Source organism: Pedobacter sp. MC2016-14, assembly GCF_020991475.1.
GTDB lineage: Bacteria > Bacteroidota > Bacteroidia > Sphingobacteriales > Sphingobacteriaceae > Pedobacter.
Map to the genome: position 1 here is coordinate 448,183 of NZ_JAJMPA010000002.1, position 16,838 is coordinate 465,020.

The window sequence follows — 16,838 nt, forward strand, 5'->3', positions numbered from 1 at the left end:
ATGGATATAAATTATAAACCGGAATTACCGGAAACCAATCAACCTATTATTATCATCGGCGCAGGCGGAATTGTTGCAGATGCGCATCTTCCTGCCTACGTAAAAGCGGGTTTTACTGTTCATGGCATTGTAAATCGTACCCGGGAACGTGCAGCGAAACTTGCTGAGCGGTTCGGTATTCCGAATGTATACGCCAACGTGGCTGAAGCAGTGGCTCAAGCTCCTGAGCATGCGGTATACGACCTGACCATTATGCCTGAGCAATACCTGGAAACATTGGAGCAATTGCCGGATGGAGCAGCGGTGCTGATCCAGAAACCTATGGGCGATGATTTTAACCAGGCGAAGGAAATTCTGGAATTGTGCAGACGAAAAAAACTGGTTGCCGCAATTAATTTTCAGTTGCGTTATGCTCCCTTTGTAAGTGCTGCCAGAGACCTTATAAATAAAGGTTTGATTGGGGAACTGTACGATATGGAAGTACGGGTGACGATAAAAACACCATGGGAAATCTTTCCGCATGTGATTGTTCACCCAAGGCTTGAAATTCAATACCATAGCATCCACTATGTAGATATGATCCGTTCCTTTCTGGGCGACCCAAAAAGCATTCTGGCTAAAACGTTGAAACATCCGGCCAAAACCCTGTCTTCGTCCCGTTCTACTATTTTGTTTGATTATGGAGATACCATGCATGCAGTGATCAATACCAATCATGACCATGATTTTGGGCCTGATCATCAAGAAAGTTTCATTAAATGGGAAGGTACTAAGGGCGCTATTAAAGCCAAGATGGGATTATTGATGGATTACCCGCATGGTGTACCTGATGTATTTCAGTATTGCATACCTGAAGAAGGAAAAGCGCCGGAATGGAAAACCGTTGAATTGGAAGGTAGCTGGTTCCCTGATGCATTTGTAGGCACTATGGCGGCTTTGATGCGTTTTAAAGAAGGTTCTTCTGAGGTATTGCCTACCAGTGTAGAAGATGTAATTAAAACGATGGCGACTGTAGAAGCCGCTTATACTTCCAGTGATAACGGAGGCATTTCATTAACCAATATTGAACAATAAAAAATAAGCAGATGTATTTTAAATCTATATTTTTCGAAGACTATCAATTAGAAGATAAACGTGTTACCCTTGGACGCACCATTACAGAGACTGATTTTGTAGTGCATGCCGGGCATACAGGTGATTTTTTTCCGCACCATATGGATGCAGAATGGTGTAAAACACAACCCTTTAAACAGCGTATTGCCCACGGCACGATGATTTTTAGCATAGGCATCGGACTAACCGCTTCGGAGATCAATCCTGAAGCCATGTCAAAAGGTTACGATCGCCTCCGCTTTATAAAACCAGTTTTTATTGGCGATACCATTCATTCGGAAATCACCATATCAGAAAAAATGGAAGCTAAAAAGCCAGAATACGGAACGGTAACGGAACACGTAGAGATCGTTAACCAGCATGGTGAAGTAGTAGTGGTATGCGATCACCTGTTACTGGTAAAAAAGAAATAATTATTATTTAATAAAATCAAGATATGAACCCTACATCAGCACCCGAAGTAATTGCAAGCGGAGATCCGGCAGCGGGTAAAAAATATTTAGTACCTTTTATCCTGGTCGTGAGCTTATTCTTCCTTTGGGGAATGGCACATAATCTGGATTCCATTTTAATACCACATCTTAAAAAGGCATGTAACCTGAACAACAGACAATCTACCTTAATAGATACCTCTGTTTTCCTCGCCTACTTTTTAATGGCCATTCCAGCAGGGGTGATCTTAAAGAAATGGGGTTACAAATCGACCATGATCACTGGCTTATTAGCATTTGCTTTTGGTGCATTTCTTTTTGTACCGGCAGCAAATAACCTTTCTTACATTACCTTTCTTGTTGCGCTCTTTATCATCGGATGTGGCTTAACCCTTCTTGAAACATCTGCAAATCCTTATGCCACAATTTTGGGAAGTCCGGATAAAGCAGCATGGAGGCTAAACCTTGCAGCTACCTTTAATGGTTTGGCAGCACCTTTGGCTACAGTAGTTGGAAGATTTATCTTGTCCGGAAAATCTCATACGCAAGAGGAATTAGCGGCAATGACTGATGCAGTAAGGAACAATTATTTCCTGACAGAAGCGTCTACAGTTAAAGTCCCTTACATTATTCTGGGCACAGTATTGGTTTCTGTTGCTGTATTGTTTTATTTTATGAAGTTACCTGAAATAAAAACCACCAGCAAGGATGGAATTTCAAAAGGGAGTTTCTTAGGTGCCTTAAAACACAAACATCTAAGGTGGGCTGTGGTTGCGCAGTTCTTTTATGTTGGTGCTCAGGTATGTGTAACAAGTTTTTTCATTAGAGCCGCTCAACAAGCAGGTGGCTTTGATGAGTATACTGCGTTATATTATCTTGGATTGTATGGTACTTTGTTTTTAGTCGGACGTTTTGTCGGAACCATTTTACTACGATACATTGCCTCAAACAGTCTCTTAGCCATTTACGCTGTAATTTCGGTTTTACTAAGTATTGTTGCAATTTTTGGAGACGGTGCTTATGTTGTTTACGCATTAGGTGGTTTGGGATTTTTTATGTCTATCATGTTTCCAACCATCTTTGCATTGGGAATTGATGGCATAGGCGATGATACTAAACCTGGATCTTCCTGGTTAATTATGTCGATTGTTGGCGGTGCCATTCTTCCATACGCAATGGGGACTTTAATTGACATGAACCATGATAATATACAAATTGGCTATAGTATTCCCTTGGTTTGTTATTTAATCATTATGCTCTTTGGGTTAAAAGGATATAAAATAGTTGCTAGATAATTATGAACTTTAAGTCAGGTAAATTCCTTTTTTTCTTGTTGCTGCTTAATTTTTATTTTGCTAATGCTACACAGGCGCAGCACACTGAAACCACTAAACCCTGGGTTTTCTGGTATTGGATGCAGGCTGGTGTTTCTAAAGCTGGCATTACAGCAGATTTAACGGCAATGAAAGAAAATGGAATTTCGGGTGCCTACCTGATGCCGATTAAAGGTGAAACCACACCACCGCTTTATACGCCCTCGGCACGGCAGCTGAGTCCGCAGTGGTGGAGTATGGTAGAATTTGCCATGCAGGAAGCGAAACGCCTGGATTTGAAACTAGGAATGCATGTCAGCGATGGTTTTGCCCTTGCAGGTGGACCATGGATTACACCTGAGCTCTCTATGCAAAAGGTAGTGTATAGTCAGTTAAATGTTCAGGGAAATACCAAAGCCAAATTGTCATTACCTCAGCCGGAAACTGTAGAAGGTTATTTTAAGGATATCGCAGTGTATGCTTATCCTTCTCCCGAGGGTACTGGCATATCTACAACAACTGTTGTCCCTAAGGTAAGCAGCAGTAATGGTATTGATGCCAGCGGATTGACTATTCCTGGAAATAAAAAGAATTTCACCAGTAATGAACCTTGCTGGATCCAATATGAATTTGCGCAACCTTTTACTGCCCGTACGGTTACTGTTAGGACAACGGGAAATAATTATCAGGCAGAGCGTTTAGCGATTGAAGTAAGTGACGATGGGCAGCATTTTCGCTCAATTGGTCGCCTGCAGGCACCACGTCATGGATGGCAGGATATTGATGCCGATGTTACACATTCAATTGCTCCTGTTACCGCAAAATTTTACAGGTTTGTTTACGATAAAAATGGTTCTGAACCGGGAGCGGAAGATTTAGATGCCGCCAAATGGAAACCGACATTAAAGCTTGTGAACCTGGAACTATCTGCCGAGCCACGTATCAATCAGTTTGAAGGCAAAACCGGGGTAGTATGGCGGGTAAGTAAATATAGCAATCAGCAACAGCTGCCGGCGCAGTTTTGTATCCCTTTAAATAAGATCATCAATATTACCTCTCAAATGAATGCTGATGGGACGCTAAACTGGAAAGCACCTAAAGGAAACTGGACCATTTTGAGAATGGGACATACCTCAACAGGACATAAAAATGATACCGGTGGCGGTGGGATAGGACTGGAATGCGATAAGTTTAATCCGGCGGCGATCAAATTACAATTTGACAGCTGGTACGGAGAAGCTTTAAGGCATGGAGGACCGGACATTGCAGGGAAAGTACTCAATACTTTTCATGTAGATAGCTGGGAATGTGGAAGTCAAAACTGGTCGACCGAATTTAGTGCTGAATTTAGAAAACGCAGGGGATATGATCCAATGCCTTACCTTCCGGTAATGGCAGGCATTCCTGTTCAAACTGCTGAAATTTCAGAGGGGTTTTTGTACGACCTAAGGAAAACAATCTCGGAACTTGTAGTGGACAAATTTTACCTTACGCTTGCTGCATTAGCTAAAGAGAAAGGCGTAATATTTACTGCAGAAAGCATTGCCCCTACGATGCTGAGCGATGGATTGGCGCATTATAAAACTGTGGATGTACCAATGGGTGAATTTTGGATGAACAGCCCTACGCACGATAAACCAAATGATATGCTGGATGCCATTTCTGGTGCCCATATTTACGGTAAAAACATTATACAGGCCGAAGCTTTTACCACAGTCCGTATGGATTGGAGCGAGCAGCCTGGAAATATGAAGACCTTACAAGATAGAAACTATGCATTGGGCATTAACAAACTGGTATACCATGTATTTACCCACAATCCATGGATGGACAGAAAGCCCGGGATGACACTTGATGGAGTAGGGTTGTATTTTCAACGTGACCAAACCTGGTGGAAGCCGGGAAAAGCCTGGATCACTTATGCAGAACGCGCACAGGAATGGTTACAAAAGGGTGTTCCGGTAACTGATATCGCTGTTTTTATAGGTGACGAAATTCCGAGGCGATCTGTATTACCAGATAGGTTGGTGAATGTGCTTCCAGGTATTTTTGGTAAAGAGGTAGTGACGGCAGAAGCTGCCCGAATGCTGAATACAGGAGAGCCGCTTAGGCAAAAGCCTGCTGGTGTTACCCATTCTGCAAACATGGCCGATCCGGAAAATTGGGTGAATCCATTGCGAGGATATGCTTATGATTCTTTTAATCCGGATGTTTTGGCGCAGGCTGAGGTTAAAGACAAAAACGTTGTTTTTCCTGGAGGCGCCCGTTACGGCATTCTAGTAATTCCTGGCAAGCAGGCTTTAAACCCGAATTATGAATACATGAGTTTTGGGACAGTGAAAAAGTTGCTTGAACTTGTTAAAGCGGGAGCAACGGTTTTACTTAATGAAAAACCGCTTCAGCAAACTGGCTTGCAGCGCGGAAATGAAGCCAGTTTTTACAAGATGGTAGATGAATTATGGGCCGGTGGCCAAATAGGTTTGGGAAAAGTAATTTTAGGGCCTTACCAGGCAGATACCTTTAATGAACTTGGACTTGAACGGGATTTGTACATTGCTGAAGAGGCTGAAGCTGCCTATGCTAAACATGTTGCTTATACCCATCGTAAAACTAAGACAGAGGATATTTATTTTATCGCTAATCAACTGGACAAATCACGTATCTTAAACTTTTCGTTTCGTGTTGCCGGTATAAACGCGGCACCAAAATTATACGATGCTGTTTCTGGCGAAACAACTGTAGCGAAAAACTGGTCTGCTGTAGAGGGCAGAATAGAGCTAAGGTTAAAACTGGAAGCTAATGCTTCTGTATTTGTTATTTTTGACCAAACAGCTCCATCTTCAACTGTTAAAGCCAACTCAGAGAACTGGAAAGAATTTAATACTGTTGAGGTCTTGAAAAACCAATGGGAAGTAAGCTTTGATCCGGCATATGGCGGCCCTGATCAACCAAAGGTGTTTAAAACATTAACTGACTGGAGCAAGCATGACGATTCTGGAATTAAATATTATTCTGGTACAGCTACCTACAAAACCAGTTTTAAAAATACCATTACAACAGGTAAACAGGTATGGCTAGACCTTGGAGAAGTTGCGGATATAGCTGTTGTAAAAGTTAACAATATAGACTGCGGTACGGTATGGACTGCTCCTTACCGGGTAGACATTAGCAAAGCCTTAAAAAAGGGCAGCAACCAAATTAGCATTGAGGTTACCAATACCTGGGCAAACAGGCTAATTGGCGACCAGAAATTGCCAGAAGCTAAACGCGTTACTAAAACTACAGCCCCCTTCCGGTTGGAAGGTAAACCTTTGTTAAAAGCAGGTCTTTTGGGGCCGTTGCAGCTACAAGTAGCAAAAGAAAACTGAACCATAATACAACCTAAAATATAAACTATGATAAGGATTAAAAAACAAGCAGGCGGCATTTTTAGGTATGGCCTGTTGGCGGCTTTACTTTTTGAGGCATCCCCAGGGCAGGCACAAGACAAGAGTTTGGTGAATACCAAACAAAGTCTGCATGCCAAACTGCACAGTCCGGATATGAAAGATGTAACCTGGACAAAAGGTTTTTGGGCGGACCGTTTTAAGGTTGCCAAAGAAACCATAGTACCCAATATGTGGGACATTTACAATGATGCCAAGATCAGCCATGCATTCAAAAACTTTGAAATTGCTGCCGGACTAGATACAGGTTCGCATTCCGGACCTTCTTTTCATGACGGTGATTATTATAAAACACTGGAAGCTGTTGCCAGCATGTATGCTTCTACGGGAGATCCAAAATTAAATGTAATGATGGACAAGGCTATTGCGGTCATAGCAAAATCTCAGCGGGCCGATGGCTACATCTACACCAAGGCGATGATAGAGCAGCGTAAAACCGGCTCAAATAATCAGTTTCAGGACCGGTTAAGTTTTGAAGCTTATAACATTGGCCATTTGATGACTGCTGCTTGTGTACACTATAGGGCTACAGGTAAAACCAATTTGCTTGAAGTAGCGAAAAGGGCAACAGATTACCTGTACAATTTTTACCAGAAAGCCTCACCAGCATTAGCCAGGAATGCCATTTGTCCTTCGCATTATATGGGGGTCATTGAAATGTACCGTACTACTAAAGATCCGAGGTACCTTGAGCTTGCTAAACACCTTATTGCCATTAAAGGGAAAATTGAGGATGGTACAGATGATAACCAGGACAGGATTCCCTTTCTAAAACAAACCAAGGCTATGGGACATGCCGTAAGGGCAAATTATTTATACGCGGGTGTTGCCGATCTTTATGCAGAGACAGGAAATGATTCGCTGATGCATTCCCTTGATTTAATGTGGGATGATGTGAACCAGCATAAGATGTACATTACCGGTGGCTGCGGTTCTTTGTATGACGGTACTTCTCCTGACGGAACCTCTTACAACCCTACTGAAGTTCAAAAAATACACCAGGCTTTTGGTCGTGATTACCAATTGCCAAATTTTACGGCGCACAACGAAACCTGTGCCAATATTGGCAATGTGCTTTGGAACTGGCGTATGCTGCAAATTACCGGAGACGCCAAATATGCTGATGTGATGGAGCTGGCATTACACAATAGCGTGCTATCGGGCATTAGCCTTGATGGCAAGAAATTCTTATATACCAACCCTTTAAGTTATTCAGACGACCTTCCTTTTCAGCAACGCTGGTCTAAAGATAGGGTTCCATACATTGGATTGTCTAACTGCTGTCCCCCAAATGTAGTGCGCACCATTGCTGAAGTAGGAGATTATGCTTACAGCATCTCTGACAAAGGTTTGTGGTTTAATTTGTATGGCGGCAATAAGATTAACACCAAATTGAATGATGGTTCGAAGGTTAGTCTGAGCCAGGAAACCAATTATCCATGGGATGGCAACATTAAAATTCAGGTTAAAGAAACCGGGAATAAAGCCTATTCTATGTTTTTCCGGATTCCGGGATGGACAGCAAATGCGCAATTAAAGGTGAACGGAAAAACAGAAAGCATAAACCTGACTCCTGGTACCTATGCGGAACTGAACCGTAAATGGAAAAAAGGCGACCAGGTAGAACTGGTATTGCCTATGGAAGCACAACTGGTAGAGTCTAACCCGCTGGTAGAAGAAAACCGTAACCAGGTAGCGGTTAAACGCGGGCCGATTGTATACTGCTTGGAATCACCTGATCTTCCCGGTAAGCGAATCTTTAATGTATTTATTCCCTCTGGCATCAATTTAAAAGCTACTCCAATTAACATTGATGGAGCAAACATGATGAGCCTGGAAGGCAACGCACAATTGATTGAAAATAAAGACTGGAAAAATGTACTATACCGTCCGCTGAACCAAAGCAATATCACTACGCCGATAAAGCTGGTTCCTTATTTTGCCTGGGGCAACAGAGGACATTCTGAAATGTCTGTTTGGTTACCTGTAAGCAGATAAAATATCTTAAGATGGAAAGAATAACTGCAAAATATTATATAGAGACCCCGCTGGATTTAGAAAAATCAGCGCAGGTTTTGGCCGGCGAGCAATCTTCAGGAACTTTTATTGCCGTTCCGGGAGAGACAGCAGAATTGAAACAAAGATTTGCGGCCAGGGTTGAATCTATTACCCCCCTGGATGTGGTTGCTGAACCTTCTATTCCTGGTGTAAAAGCCGGAGCTGGAAAGTACCAAAGGGCAATGATTGAAGTATCCTGGTCTGTAGAAAACTTTGGCTATAATTTGCCTGTGCTGGTCTCTACACTACAGGGTAATTTGTATGAGCTTACCCAGTTTACAGGCTTAAAATTGATGGATATTGAGTTGCCTGATTGTTATGCCAGTGCTTTTAGCGGGCCTAAATTTGGTGTTGAGGGCTGCAGAAAACTGACAAATGTTTACGGTAGGCCTTTGATTGGTACCATTATAAAACCAAGTATTGGAATGAGTCCTGAACAAACTGCTGAACTTGTTAAAACTCTCATTACGGCGGGAATTGACTTTATCAAAGATGATGAATTACTTGGCTCTTCTGCGAATTCACCATTTGACAAGCGTGTTGATGCGGTAATGGAAGTGATTAATGCACACGCGGATAAAACAGGCAAAAAGGTGATGTATGCCTTTAACATCAGTGATGATATAGACCAGATGCAGCGCAACTATGAAAAGGTAGTAGCCGCTGGTGGTACTTCTGCAATGATAAGCCTAAATAGCGTTGGTCTGGCTGGCGTTAAAAAGATCTGCGATATTGGGACACTCGCTATTCATGGTCACCGGAATGGTTGGGGAATGTTAAACCGTCATCCTTTATTAGGGATAGAATTTCCAGCCTATCAAAAGTTATGGAGACTTGCCGGAGTAGATCAGATCCATGTTAATGGTATACAAAACAAGTTCTGGGAATCTGATGATTCTGTAGTGCGTTCTATAGAAGCCTGTTTAAAGCCAATGCTTGGCGGATATTCGGTATTGCCGGTTGTATCATCTGGTCAGTGGGGTGGCCAAGCGCCTGAAACTTACAGGCGCACCCAAACAATTGATTTATTGTATATGGCCGGTGGAGGCATTATGGCCCATCCAGATGGACCGGCCGGAGGTGTGGTTGCTTTACAACAAGCCTGGCAGGCTGCGGTAGATGGCTTATCTGTAGAACAGGCCGCGGTAAAATATACTGAATTTAAGAAATCTGTTGCAGTTTTTGGAAATGTAAAGTAGGGCTTATGGAAACGATGCAAAATGGCCGCTTGTTAATGGCTTTTTATGGTGATGATTTTACTGGTTCTACTGATGCTTTAGAGTTTCTGAGCAGGGCGGGTGCAAAAACTGTACTTTTTATAGAACCGCCTAAGCCGGAGCAATTGGCCAGATATGAAGGTCTGCAAGCTTTAGGCGTGGCCGGAATGAGCCGTACCATGACACCTGCAGAAATGGAAAAGGAATTGCGGCCTGCTTTTGAAGCTTTGGCAAGACTAAATCCTGCACATGTACATTATAAAGTTTGTTCTACTTTCGACTCTTCCGCAGAAACCGGAAGTATAGGTAAAGCAATTGATATTGGTGCTGAGGTGTTTAAATCTTCTTACGTACCTTTATTAGTGGCTGTTCCTATTTTTGGCAGATACTGTTTATTTGGGAATTTGTTTGCCAGAATGGGCATCGGATCTGAGGGTGTAATTCATAGACTGGACAGGCATCCATCAATGAGCAAACATCCGGTTACACCTGCAGACGAAAGTGATCTCCGTTTACATTTGGCTAAACAAACAGACAAGCGCATTGGTCTTTTCGATATACTTGAGGTGCATAAATTTCAGGATCAGCAACAAAATGCTGCTGAAAACCCAAAGGGAGTTCCTTCGCCCAGACTTTCAAGTTTAATTAAGGACGGGCATAAAATTATACTTTTTGATGCTGTAAAAGAGGATGACCTTGGTAGCATAGGTTCCATAATTGATGCCAATGCTACTACCGAAAATATCATCTTTTCTGCCGGTTCTTCTGCTATTGAAATGGCATTGGGTGTAAACTGGCAGGAGGAGGGCAGCATTGTTGCAAGGGAAGAATGGGCTGCTTCTGAATTTGAAGGGCCGATATTAATAGGCTCGGGTAGCTGCTCTCCAGTTACTTCTGGGCAAATTAAGTACGCGCTAAAAAACGGCTTTGCTGAAATTGCCATTGAAACTGAAATTCTGGCCAATTTAATTTCCTCGACTGAGATTACTGAATTTTCTGCGGTTCTTGAAGCTTCGGTGGAACAATATGCCTTTAAGGCGGCTGCATTTATAGCGCAAGGAAAAAATGTGCTCATACATACGAGTGTAGGCAATGATGACGTAAGGGTTTCCAGAACAGACGAAATTTTAAAGCAAAAAGGCTTTGGAAAGTCAACCACGGCATTGATGTACGGTGTACTACTTGGTAAAGTGGCCAGAACCGTGGCGGAAAGAACATCCTTGCAGAGGATTATTATTGCCGGTGGTGATACTTCGAGTTATGCCGCAAGGGCAATGGGGATTGAGGCTGTTGAAATGATTGCTCCTTTGGCCCCTGGTGCGCCTTTGTGCAGAGCGTATGCGCCGGGCTCGGCAATAGACCAGTTACAAGTTGCCTTTAAGGGCGGACAGGTAGGTAAGGAAGATTTCTTTGTTACCTCCACAAAATAAAATGATAACCTAATATAACCAATAATATGAAAGCTAAAACTCTTGGACTTATCCATACTTCAGCCACGCTGGTGCCTGTTTTCCAAAACCTTTGTACGCAATACCTTCCTGATGTGAAGGTGTTTAATATTGTTGACGATAGCCTGATTAAGGATGTTATTGCCCGGAACGAGCTGACAAAACTGACTTCCAGACGTGTCGTAGATTACGTAGGTTCTGCGGAAGCTGCCGGTGCAGATTTTATCCTGGTTACCTGCTCCTCTATTGGTGCTGCTATAGAAGCTGCAGCGGAATTGACTGGCGTACCAGTATTACGCGTAGACCAACCGATGGCTGATCTAGCTGTAAAAACGGGAAAAAGGATTGGCGTAATTGCAACCCTGCCTACTACGTTAGGACCAACGAGCGATCTGGTAAAACGCCGTGCAATATTGGCAGGAAAAGAAATTGAATTGACTTCAAAGCTTTGTGATGGTGCCTTTGAGGCTTTAATGAGCGGTAATGCAGCGCAACATGATGAAATGGTAGCTAAAGCATTGATAGAACTATCTGCTGTAGTAGACGTAATCGTGTTGGCACAGGCTTCCATGTCGCGCGTGGTAGATGGTCTTTCGGAAGAGCAGAAAAGAATTCCTATTCTTGCCAGTCCGGCACTTGCCATTCAACATATTGCTGATTTACTTAAATAGCTAAGTGATGAACAGTTTCCGCAGACTTTGTCTGCTGATCAGTGTGCTGGCTTTGCTGGCGCTGGTTATAGGATTATTTCGTTCAAACATGGCCTTATGGCAACCCTCGGCGGTTATTTTAGCGGTAAGTTTTGCCATTGGGATCGGCGTGCTTGAATCTTTAAAAAACTACCAGTACACCGCCTGGATTATTACAGCGGTGGTAGTGGGAATGCTATATCCTGCTGCCTTTTTAAAATGGGGAGAGGTAGACCTTCGTAATAAATGGTTAATCCTTGTGGTGGTGCAAATGGTGATGTTTGGGATGGGGATCCAGATGAGTTTAAAAGACTTTTCTGGATTGGCAAGTACTGGAAAAGGGATTTTAATTGGCTTGTTATGTCACTTTTCTATTATGCCCCTGATGGGGTTTTTACTTACCCGCATCTTTCATTTTGAAACTGAAATTGCGGCAGGGATCATTTTGATTGGCTCCTGCTCCAGTGGATTGGCTTCTAATGTAATGGTGTACATTGCAAGGGCAAATTTGGTGCTCTCGGTAGCAGTAACCGCAATGGCTACGTTGATTGCACCTTTTATGACACCTTTACTCATGAAATTGCTGGCTGGTACGTTGATAGACATCAAGTTCTTTAACATGATGATGGAAATTATTAAAATTGTAATTGTACCTATAGGGGCAGCATTGGTGCATGATTATTTAAAAACCGCATCTCCAAAAGGCTGGAAAAAGATACAGTTGATATCGGTGATTTGTGCTATTTGGCTTGTTGCATTGCCTTTTGGTTTGTGGAGTGCATTGCAAAGCCGGTTATCTGAAGATGCCATGTCATCTATAGAGATATTGAGTTTCTTTGCCGGAGCACTACTTACAGGTTTATTTTATCATGTGTGTACCCGTAAATTTCATCAGCTGGATGGTATCATGCCTTATTTATCTATGTTTGGAATTGTATATTTTACCACAGTTACAACGGCCGCGGGGAGGGACAATTTATTAAAAGTTGGCTTTCTGCTGTTTCTGGCATCGGTAATCCATAATGGTGCTGGATATTTGTTTGGGTATTTACTAAGCCGTATTTTTGGTCTTGACAAAAAATCTTCACGTACCGTGGCTTTTGAGGTTGGATTGCAAAATGGAGGGATGGCTTCTGGTTTGGCAGGTTCAATGGGTAAATTGGGGACTGTGGGACTTGCCTCAGCTGTATTCAGTCCCTGGATGAACATCTCTGGGTCTATATTGGCCAACTATTGGAGGAGAAAAGCTTTAAAAGAAGAAGAGGAAGAATTACAAAAATCTTTACAACATACAAATGAAACCATTTAGACGTGCTTTGCTGACATCGGTAATTGCTACTTTACTCCTTAACTTTCAGTTTGCAACTGTGCTTGCAGAAGTAAAACCAGCAGCTATTTTTACAGATCATATGGTGCTTCAGCAAAATAGCAATGTGGCCATATGGGGTTGGGCGAAAGCCAATACAGCTATAAAATTGGTGACTTCCTGGAACAATAAAAAATATGCTGTAAAGTCTGATGAAGCCGGAAAGTGGAAGCTCAAAGTAAGTACCCCTGCCGCAGGTGGTCCGTATGAGATTAGCATTAGCGATGGTGAAGTCCTTAAATTAAAGGATATTCTGATTGGGGAGGTTTGGTTTTGCGGAGGACAATCAAATATGGAAATGCCCATGAAAGGATTTAAGGGGCAGCCAATAATCGGTTCAAATGAAGATGTATTAAAGTCATCAAATGATAAGATCCGGTTGTACACTGTTCCACGCTCTTCCATAACCGCACGACAAGAAAATAGTAAGTCATCTGTATGGAAGGCTGCCGGTCCGGAATCTGTAGTTAATTTTAGTGCAACAGCATATTATTTTGGCCAGCTATTGACAGAGCTATTGCATGTACCAGTAGGATTAATCAACGACAGCTACGGAGGATCGTCAATAGAAGCCTGGATGTCTCCCGAGGCGTTGAAAAAATATCCGGAGATTAAAATACCTGCTAAGGCCGATACGATAAAAGAAGTTAGCCGCACACCTACCACTTTATATAATGGCATGTTATACCCTGTAGTTGGATACGGCATCAAAGGAGCCATTTGGTACCAGGGAGAGTCTAATTATGAGCGTCCTTTTCAATATGAAAGTTTATTCCCTGATTTGGTAAGCGAATGGCGTGCTCATTGGGGATTAGGAGATTTTCCGTTTTACTTTGCCCAGATTGCGCCGTATAACTATAAACAACTTCCCGCTGCTGCAGATAAATTAAATGCTGCTTTTTTAAGAGATGCTCAGCGAAAATCAGTTGCCAGAATCTCTAATTCGGGAATGGCTGTTTTGATGGATGTTGGTGAAGAAAATTGTATTCATCCGTCAAATAAAAAGCAGGGTGGGCATAGGTTGGCTTATCAGGCATTGGCGCTTACTTATGGAATAAAAGGTTTTGGATATACAAGTCCCGAATTTGATACTTTAACAATTGATGGATCAACGGCCATAGTCAAATTCAAGATGGCTGCAAATGGAATGACATCATTTGGGAAAACGTTGAAATTGTTTGAGCTGGCCGGTGCTGACAAGAAGTTTTATCCGGCAAGTGCAAAGTTATCTGGCAGTAGTGTTACCCTTACCTGTGATCAGGTGAAAAATCCGGTTGCGGTGCGCTATGCATTTAAAGATTTTGTGGTTGGCGATTTGTTTAGCAATGAAGGTTTACCAGTATCTTCTTTTCGTACAGACAATTGGGAAAATTAATTAAAATGTGGAGATATAGCTTTGTCATTTGGAGTGTTTTATTATCGGGATTACTGGCTGGACATTCTAAAGCTCAGGATAAGGAATGGAATGGTAACAACGTAGTTTGGAACAGCCAAAGTAAAAACAGCGGGGCATCTATGCCATGTGGTGCTGGAGATATCGGCTTGAACGTATGGGTAGAAAAAGGTGAATTACTTTTTTATATGTCCAGAAGTGGTACGTTTGATGCAAATAATACACTATTGAAACTGGGTAGGATGAGGGTTAAATTAAGTCCGAATCCGTTTGAAGGCAATACCTTTAGGCAAGAACTGGTTTTAAAAGATGGATATGTAAAAATTACCGGGTCTAAAGGTAAATTGTCTGCCGGGGTACAGGTTTGGGTAGATGTATTTAATCCTGTAATTCACGTGGACGTGACTTCTAATGCCAATATGCATGTGGAAGCTGGATATGAAAGCTGGCGGTTTGCAGACAGAATAACGAAAGGCAAAGAAAACAATCAGAACAGTTATAAATGGGCTCCGCAGGGACTGGTAAAGACAGCGAAAGACAGTATTGCATTTAGCAATAACAGCATAGTATTTTATCACCAGGTAAAGGGGACCACGGCCTTTGATATTACGGTTAAGCAGCAGGGATTGGAGAATTATAAGGCAAAATTGTTTAATCCGCTCAATGAACTTGTTTTTGGTGGCGCTGTTCAAGGAAAAGGTATGATTCCGGGAGGATATTACGATGGAGTGTATGAAGGGACACCATTTAAAGGATGGAAAATAAAAACTTCGACAGCATCTCGTAGTCATTCATTTACCGTTGCTTTGCAAACTAAAAATTCCAGTTTGCCTGTGTGGAAAAGCGGACTGGAAAAAGACATCAAAAAATCTGCTCAGTCTAATAAAGCGAGTAGAGCATGGTGGAATGCCTATTGGGAAAGAAGTTATATTTTTATCCACTCTGAACAAGAGAAAGATAGTCTGGTAGCTCAGGCCAGCAAGAACTATCAATTGTTTAGGTATATGCTGGGCTGTAATGCTTTTGGGAAATATCCAACAAAATTTAACGGGGGATTATTTACTACCGATCCGGCATTGACGGATAGTACCTTGAATTATACACCTGATTTTAGAAATTGGGGCGGAGGAACGCATACGGCACAAAACCAGCGTTTGGTTTACTGGCCGATGTTAAAGAGCGGTGATGTAGATATGATGCGTCCGCAGTTTGATTTTTACGAACATTTGTTAAAAAATGCTGAATTAAGAACATCAGTCTACTGGGGGCATAATGGAGCCAGTTTTACAGAACAACTAGAGAACTTTGGCTTGCCAAATCCTGCCGAATATGGATGGAAAAGACCTGTTGGTTACGATATGGGGATGGAGTACAATGCCTGGCTGGAATACGAATGGGATACAGTACTGGAGTTTTGTATGATGATGCTGGAAACAGAAAGTTATGCTGGTAAAGACCTCCAACCACACCTGCCATTTATAGAGAGCTGTCTTACTTTTTTTGATGAGCATTATACATACCTGGCTAAAAAAAGAGGGAGCAAAGGTTTAGATGCAAATGGACACCTTGTTCTTTATCCCGGTTCTGCCGCTGAAACGTATAAAATGACCTACAATTCTACTTCTACCATAGCGGCCTTAAAAACTGTTTTAAATCGTTTATTAGAATGGTCTGGCTCATCCGAATTGCAGAAGAAAACATGGCAACAAATGCTGCAACGGATTCCGCCAATTAATTTTAGAGAATTTAACGGGCATCCAACCATTTCGCCTGCAAAATCATGGGAGCGGGTAAATAATACCGAAAGTCCGCAATTGTATCCTGTGTTTCCATGGGGAATTTATGGCTTGGGTAAACCTGGACTGGATACTGCTATAAATACGTTTAAATATGATCCGGATGTATTGAAATTTAAAAGCCACATTGGTTGGAAACAGGATGCTGTTTTTGCTGCGAGGCTGGGGCTTACTTCAGAGGCATCGATACTTACCCTGCAAAAGTTAAAAGATTCTGGGAGGCGTTTTCCTGCATTTTGGGGGCCTGGTTTTGATTGGGTACCTGATCATAATTGGGGAGGATCTGGAATGATTGCCCTGCAGGAAATGCTGCTCCAAAGCAACGGTAGGAAGATTTATCTTTTTCCTTCCTGGCCAAAAGAATGGAATGTGCATTTTAAATTGCATGCCCCATACCAAACTACCATTGAAGGAGTTTTAAAGGATGGGACAGTTAAAGAATTGAAGGTAATTCCTGAATCCCGGAGAAAAGACATAGAATTATGGATCAAATAAGCCCGGCAACGATTGCGCATTATTTGATCTTTTAGCTTCTATAAATGTGATGAACTGATTAGCATTGTAACAA

General features: G+C 42.2%; 11 protein-coding genes. All 11 read left to right on the forward strand.

The window, feature by feature from the left end; translation table 11 throughout:
• Genes LPB86_RS14125 through LPB86_RS14175 form a run of 11 tightly spaced genes read left to right on the forward strand, consistent with a single transcriptional unit; the run spans nucleotide 1 to nucleotide 16,765 of the window.
• Nucleotides 1-1,074, forward strand: a complete 1,074-nt coding sequence (locus LPB86_RS14125; RefSeq protein WP_230645021.1) for a Gfo/Idh/MocA family protein — start codon at nucleotides 1-3, stop codon at nucleotides 1,072-1,074.
• 11 nt (nucleotides 1,075-1,085) lie between these two features.
• On the forward strand, nucleotides 1,086-1,526 hold the full coding sequence (locus LPB86_RS14130) for a MaoC/PaaZ C-terminal domain-containing protein (protein WP_230645023.1): 441 nt from the start codon (nucleotides 1,086-1,088) through the stop codon (nucleotides 1,524-1,526).
• Nucleotides 1,527-1,549: 23 nt separating this feature from the next.
• Nucleotides 1,550-2,839: an L-fucose:H+ symporter permease gene (gene fucP, locus LPB86_RS14135; RefSeq protein WP_230645025.1), complete on the forward strand. Its 1,290-nt coding sequence runs from the start codon at nucleotides 1,550-1,552 to the stop codon at nucleotides 2,837-2,839.
• A gap of 2 nt (nucleotides 2,840-2,841) precedes the next feature.
• Nucleotides 2,842-6,225: a glycosyl hydrolase gene (locus LPB86_RS14140; protein WP_230645027.1), complete on the forward strand. Its 3,384-nt coding sequence runs from the start codon at nucleotides 2,842-2,844 to the stop codon at nucleotides 6,223-6,225.
• Nucleotides 6,226-6,252: 27 nt separating this feature from the next.
• The gene (locus LPB86_RS14145) at nucleotides 6,253-8,301 is read left to right on the forward strand and encodes a glycoside hydrolase family 127 protein (RefSeq protein WP_230645029.1); all 2,049 of its coding nucleotides are present in this window, start codon (nucleotides 6,253-6,255) and stop codon (nucleotides 8,299-8,301) included.
• Between the two features lie 11 nt (nucleotides 8,302-8,312).
• The gene (locus LPB86_RS14150; RefSeq protein ID WP_230645031.1) at nucleotides 8,313-9,560 is read left to right on the forward strand and encodes a ribulose-bisphosphate carboxylase large subunit family protein; all 1,248 of its coding nucleotides are present in this window, start codon (nucleotides 8,313-8,315) and stop codon (nucleotides 9,558-9,560) included.
• A 5-nt stretch (nucleotides 9,561-9,565) separates the two neighbouring features.
• Nucleotides 9,566-11,008 (forward strand): four-carbon acid sugar kinase family protein, encoded by a 1,443-nt coding sequence (locus LPB86_RS14155; RefSeq protein ID WP_230645032.1) that lies wholly within the window; start codon nucleotides 9,566-9,568, stop codon nucleotides 11,006-11,008.
• Nucleotides 11,009-11,034: 26 nt separating this feature from the next.
• Entirely contained in the window at nucleotides 11,035-11,697 is a 663-nt protein-coding gene (locus LPB86_RS14160; protein ID WP_230645033.1) for an aspartate/glutamate racemase family protein, read from the forward strand.
• A 7-nt stretch (nucleotides 11,698-11,704) separates the two neighbouring features.
• Complete coding sequence (locus LPB86_RS14165; RefSeq protein ID WP_230645035.1) at nucleotides 11,705-13,024, forward strand: bile acid:sodium symporter family protein; 1,320 nt, start codon at nucleotides 11,705-11,707, stop codon at nucleotides 13,022-13,024.
• Nucleotides 13,011-14,456, forward strand: coding sequence for a sialate O-acetylesterase (locus LPB86_RS14170; protein WP_230645036.1), 1,446 nt, complete (start codon nucleotides 13,011-13,013; stop codon nucleotides 14,454-14,456). Before LPB86_RS14165 ends, LPB86_RS14170 begins: the two co-directional genes overlap by 14 nt.
• Nucleotides 14,457-14,461: 5 nt before the next feature.
• On the forward strand, nucleotides 14,462-16,765 hold the full coding sequence (locus tag LPB86_RS14175; protein ID WP_230645038.1) for a DUF5703 domain-containing protein: 2,304 nt from the start codon (nucleotides 14,462-14,464) through the stop codon (nucleotides 16,763-16,765).
• Nucleotides 16,766-16,838 lie beyond the last annotated feature (73 nt).